Annotated in this window: 5 protein-coding genes; 2 read left to right on the forward strand and 3 right to left on the reverse strand. The window is 62.1% G+C overall.

The window, feature by feature from the left end:
• Positions 1–92: 92 nt before the first annotated feature.
• The 3 genes from GHO41_RS28375 to GHO41_RS28385 form a co-directional block, all read right to left on the reverse strand.
• Positions 93–2,789, reverse strand: coding sequence for a TonB-dependent receptor (locus GHO41_RS28375; protein WP_218580285.1), 2,697 nt, complete (start codon positions 2,787–2,789; stop codon positions 93–95).
• Between the two features lie 100 nt (positions 2,790–2,889).
• Positions 2,890–3,885 carry a FecR domain-containing protein gene (locus GHO41_RS28380; RefSeq protein ID WP_256678885.1) on the reverse strand — a complete coding sequence of 332 codons (996 nt, stop codon included), beginning with the start codon at positions 3,883–3,885 and terminating at the stop codon, positions 2,890–2,892.
• 90 nt (positions 3,886–3,975) lie between these two features.
• Entirely contained in the window at positions 3,976–4,482 is a 507-nt protein-coding gene (locus GHO41_RS28385) for an RNA polymerase sigma factor (RefSeq protein WP_153435271.1), read from the reverse strand.
• A gap of 203 nt (positions 4,483–4,685) precedes the next feature.
• Between GHO41_RS28385 and GHO41_RS28390 the strand changes: the two genes are divergently transcribed.
• Complete coding sequence (locus GHO41_RS28390) at positions 4,686–5,234, forward strand: RNA polymerase sigma factor (protein ID WP_227024808.1); 549 nt, start codon at positions 4,686–4,688, stop codon at positions 5,232–5,234.
• A gap of 10 nt (positions 5,235–5,244) precedes the next feature.
• The coding region (locus GHO41_RS28395) for a DUF4880 domain-containing protein (protein WP_153435272.1) at positions 5,245–5,432 on the forward strand (188 nt) is incomplete at its 3' end.

Below are 5,432 nucleotides of genomic sequence, written 5' to 3' on the forward strand. Positions count from 1 at the left end.
CGCGCGCGCTCTTCAACTCTAGACCCAGTTTGCTGCGCGACAGCGCGGCGTCGAAGACGGGGCGGCCCCTCCTACAGGGGGAGGGGTGAAGATTAGAACTGGTATTCGACACTGCCTTGCAGGGTTCGCCCACGGCCCAGGGTGAAGGCCAGTACGTCGCCCAGCGGGACGAGGTAGGCGCGGTCGGTGACGTTTTCCATGGCCACACGCAGGTTTAATTGGTCGTTGACCCGGTAGCTGCCGTACAGGTCGTAGACGGTGTAGGGCTTCCAGTCTGCCGGGTAAACGCCGCCCTGGGAGACGGTCACGTCCGGGCCGCCGGCGATGGAGTAGCCGCCGCTGTAACGGGCGCGGGCGCCGATATCCAGTTTGCGCTCGAAGAAGCGCGCGCCCAAGGTGAGGGTGCCGCGGTCCATCGGCATGTGTTCGGCAGAACCGAGGATGGCGCCGCAATGCGAGGAGCCGTTGGCGATGTCATCAGGGATCATGGCGTCTACCGGCTGACGGCTGCCGGGTTTTTTGACGATTTTGGTGACGCCGCCCAGCCAGGCGGTTTTGCTGCAGTAGTCGTTGGTGCCGATCATATGCGTGTAGTTGAACTGGCCATAGGCGCGGCCCGCGTCGTAGTCCAACTGGTACTCAATGCCCTTGAAGCGGGTTTCTTTGAGGTTGTTGACGTAGGCGCTGTTGCCCAGGCTGGCCATGCCATAACCCGGCTTTTGCAAGGCCATGTTCATGAAGATGAAGTCGTCGACCCGGGTGTCAAAGTACGACACTTTGGCGCCTATGCGGTCGCCGTCCAGGAACAGGCTGTCTTTGAAGACGTTGACGCCCACTTCCCAGGTGGTCGAGGTCTCTGGCTTGAGGAACGGGTTGGGGTAGGTGAATTCTGCACCCCCGCCATGGGGCCGCCCGCTGATCATGGTTTCGGTCACGGCCGGTGGGCGCCAGCCCTTGCCGTAAGTGGCGAACAGTTGCATCCAGTCCAGGCCCGGCTTGACCGATAGGTCGAAGGTGGGCGAGAAGCGGCCTTGCTCTTCGTCAACATCGTAGTGCACCGACTCGCCGATCTGCTTGGTGGTGCCAATCACGAACGTGCGGGTTTCAAGGCCGGTTTTGCCGCGCAGCCGGTAACGGTCGTAGCGCAAGCCCGCGTTCACGTTGAACCAGTCGTCGTAGTCGTAATCCAGACGCGTGAACAGGCTGGCCACGCCACGATCGCCCTTGGGTGTCATGTTTTCTGAGTCCGGGGTATCGAGCACGGCGCCTTCAGCCACGGCTTGGGTCGAGTTGGGGCGCACTTTGTCGTAGAAGAACTCCAGCCCGTAGTTGGCTTTGATGATGGAGCGTTCACCCAGTGCAAACAGCGAGGTGTTCTGCGCTTGCAGGCCGTAGGTGTCGGTCTGGTAGGTGACCTTGTAGCCAGGGCTGATACCGCGCGCCAGGGTGCTCTGTTGGTTGCGGTTGTCGACGTGGTAGACCTTGGCCTTGAAGTCGATCAGCGGGTTGTCCGGTGTGTAGCTGTAGTCCAGCGCCAGGTTCTGCGCCCTGACGCTGTTGCTGCCGAGTTTGTCCCAGAGGTCGGCCTTCTCGACGTTCATCATGTTGGCGTCGGTGTAGTTGACGTTGGTCACCAGGTAGCTGAGTTGCAAGCGCTGGTCTTGTGGCAGGTTGAGGCCGAGTTTGATCAGGCGTGAGCGCATCACCGAGCCTGAGTATTCCACCGGGGAGTTTTTAAGGCGGGTGGCGTTTTCCGGGTGGGCGGCAGAGCCTGTGCGCAGTTCGCCGATGGAGCCTTTGGTGCCTGGGTCATAGTCGCCCAGATGGCGCTCGCTCGCGGCCACCAGCATGTCCCAGACTTCGCCGCCGATGGCAAAGGCCGAGCTGCCGATAAAGTGGGTGCCATTGCCCAGCCCGCCCAGGCCTGTGGTGGCGCGGATACGGCCGCCGATTTCTTTGCCATCGGTGAGCAGGTCCGACGCTTCGAGGGTGCGGAAGTTGGCAATACCGCCAATTACGCCCGCGCCGCCCATGGTGGACGTGGCGCCCTTTTCAATCACGACCTGGGAGAGCAAATCGGGGTCGACATACAGCGTGCCGTTGCGTTGCTGGTGGCCGCTTTGTTGATAGTTCTGGCGCATGCCGTCGACCGACATGTTGACCCGGCCATAGTCCTGAATGCCGCGAATGTTGACGGACAAACCGGGGTCTTGCTGACTGACCGCCGAGTACACGCCGGTGGTTTCTTCGAGCATGTCGGCGGCGTGGCGTGGCGGGTTGCGGTCCAGTTGTTCGCGGCTGACCACGTTGACCGAACGCGGCGCCTGGTAGACCCAGTCCCCAGGGTGCGCGGCGTTGACTTGGGTGGCCGACAAGCTCAGCACATTGCCTTCGTGCACCGGCAGTTGGAACAACTGCACGGACGGGCGTTTGCTGCCTTGGGCCTGGTTGTGTTCGAAGCGGATGCCGCTGCCGTCGAGCAACTGGCTCAGGGCCGCGGCGATGCTGTAGTTGCCCTGCACGGCGTGGCCCGTGCGGCCTTGCAGCTGTGCGTCGCCGACCAGCAGATCGATCCCGGCTTGAGCGGCCAAGGCGTAGATGGCGGTGTCCAGTGGCTGAGCGGGCACGTTGAACGGACGAACGCTGTCGAGCGTGGCCACCTTGCCCGGCGCCCCTGTTGCCGTGCTTTGCTGAGCGGCCACCTGGCCTGTCGATACCGCGCCAAGCAGCATAATGGCCATGCCTATAGCCCGTCCCAGACGACTGGGGATCGGTCGTTCTACGTTCATCCTTAACCACTCCTTGAATGCTAATGAATTGCATCTGCATTAGCATTGACGGATGGTCGCACACCCTAGGTAAAAATAATTTCCAGCCCGTGGTCGGGGCTTAATACAGCACGGTCACGCCTGCCAGTTGGGCGACCTGAAGCTGGCGTTCGGCTGCCAGGGTACGGATGGCGGCATCGAGGTTGTCGAGGTGGAACAAGCCGCTGACCGGGGTGTGCGCCTGCTCGCTGGCGACCAGTTTGAGCAGGCCGGGGCGAAAGTCCGAGAAGCGTTGCAGCACCTGATCGAGGGGCACATTGCGAAAGATCAGCACGCCCTGCGCCCAGTCGGCGCGCTGTGTCGGGTCGTCGTTGAGGGCGACGATGCCCTGACCGCGTTGGTAGCGGGCGGCTTGGCCCTCACTCAGCGCCAGCTCGCTCTGGGGCTGTTGCAGGCTGACGTTGACGCTGTGTTGCAGCACGCCGACCCAGGCGTTGTCGCTGTCTTGTCGTTGCACCAAAAAGCGCGTGCCCAATGCTTGGGTTCGACCGCCGGAAGCTTCGACGACGAACGCACGTTTTTCTTCGCCCTGACGCGGCGCCGGGCTGAACAATGCCTCGCCCTGGATCAGTCGCACGCGGCGTTCATGGCCGTCGTAATCGACGTCCAGGGCGCTGCGCGAGCCGAGCAGCACTTGGCTGCCATCTGCGAGGGTCAAGGTGCGAACCTCGCCAGTGCCGGTGCGGTAATGGGCCATCAATGGGGCCAGTGTGTCACGACTGTTTACGGCCAGCATCACCACCAGCAACAGGCCTGCAACGCCCGCCCAGCGCACGGGCATCCGCGGCTCCCAGGTGAACAGGCCGCGCAGGAAGCGCCGCACACGGGTGGCCCGCGCCACAGGGACGGGGGTGGCAAACAGCGGATTGGCGCGCAGGGTTTCAGCCATCTCCCAGAGCATTTCAGCGTCGGCCAGAGCATCGGCATGGGCCGGGTCGGCGTCCAGCCAACGCTCCAGCGCGTCCATTTGTTGCGCATCCAGCCGCTCCATGCGTTGGCGTACGGCCCAGTCAGCGGCCTGCTGGCGGATTCGCTCAGCAGTGGCGTCAGGCGTCATCACAGGATGTTCTCTTTTTTGGGCGTATAGGGAATATGACGGGCAAGGCAGCCATATCCGGTAAATAAACACGCATACGGTGCAGGGTTTTCATCCGCGATGCTCCATTTTTTGCGCGACGAAGCTGACGGCCATGGCCAGATGCTTCTGCACGGAGCTGGTGGAAATCGCCAAATGTTCGGCAGCCTGTTGATAACTCATGCCTTCGAACCGACACAATTGGAACACCTGACGCGTGCGCAGGGGCAGCGCGGCCATCGCCTGCAACAGGCGTTGCATGTCTTGCTGGGCCTGGGCGCGCATGTCCGGGCCGGGCATCGGGTCGACGACGTCGTGCAGGGTTTCCAGAGGGACGCTGTCGGTGCGGGTCTGTTGATGGCTGCGCCGATGGTCAATGACCAGACGGCTGGCCATGGTAAACAGGAACGCCATGGGCTCTTGCAGGCGCTCTTCACTCTCGCGCATGGCCAGGCGGGTAAAACACTCTTGGGTGAGGTCGTCCGCCAGTTCGGGCTGGCGTGTTTTTAATAGCAGAAAGCGCCGCAGACGCGGCGCGCACTCGGCATACCATCGCTCCAGTTCGGTTTCAGAGGCCATGGCGCCTGCGCTGCTCGATTTAAATGAGGTTGATATTCTTTATCATTTGCGCAGGTAGAGGCAAGAGGCTATTACGGGTGAGAAGGCTCTTGGGGCAAAAGCCAGATCAAGAGATCGCGAGGCAAGCTCGCTCCTACAGGGGGGGGCCGGTGTGTTGGCGTTGCGTTGGCGGACGCAATCGTGAATGATACGGCTTCTCATTTATGACCCTTTCTCGTCCGGGCTTTCCGTTCATGCCTTCGCCCTCCCCTTCAACGTTGCTGGCCAGCTTTCAGGAGCATTACGACGATCTGTTGTCGTTCCTGACGCGGCGCCTGCGTGATCGGCATCGGGCGGCGGATGTGGCACAGGAAACCTGGATCAAGCTGGCGAAGATCGACCCTGATACGGTCACGGTGCTGAATGATCGGCACTTTATTTTCAAGGTGGCGGGTAATTTGGCCATTGATGCGCTGCGGGTTGATCAGCGCCAGACCCGTAATCTGAGCGCCGAGCCGCCGTCCATCGACATCGCCGACCCGGGGTTGCCGCCAGAAGGCTTATTGCTGGCCAAAGAGCGCATCGGCATTTTGGATGAGGCCCTGCAACAGCTCTCACCTAATGCTCGCAAGGCGTTGTTGCTGAGCCGTATCGATGGCATGACCCAAGCGCAGATCGCGGCAGAACTGGGCGTGTCGCCAAGTATGGTGGCAAAATACATCGGCCAGGCGTTGCGCCATTGCCGTGACTGGCTCAAACACAACCATGCCTGAGCCCGCCGCAATGCCTTCAACGCCCTCCTCTGACGACCTCGACGATCAAGCCATTGAGTGGCAAACGCTGCTGCATTCTGGCGACGCCAGCGCTCGTCAGCGCCTGGACTACCAACGCTGGCAGCACCTCAGCCCCGCCCACCAGACCGCCGCCCGCGAGGCCGAAGCGCTGTGGGCCGATATCGGCCTGACCGCCAC

Origin of the sequence: Pseudomonas sp. FSL R10-0399 (assembly GCF_009600165.1) — a bacterium.
Classification (GTDB): Bacteria; Pseudomonadota; Gammaproteobacteria; order Pseudomonadales; family Pseudomonadaceae; genus Aquipseudomonas; species Aquipseudomonas helleri.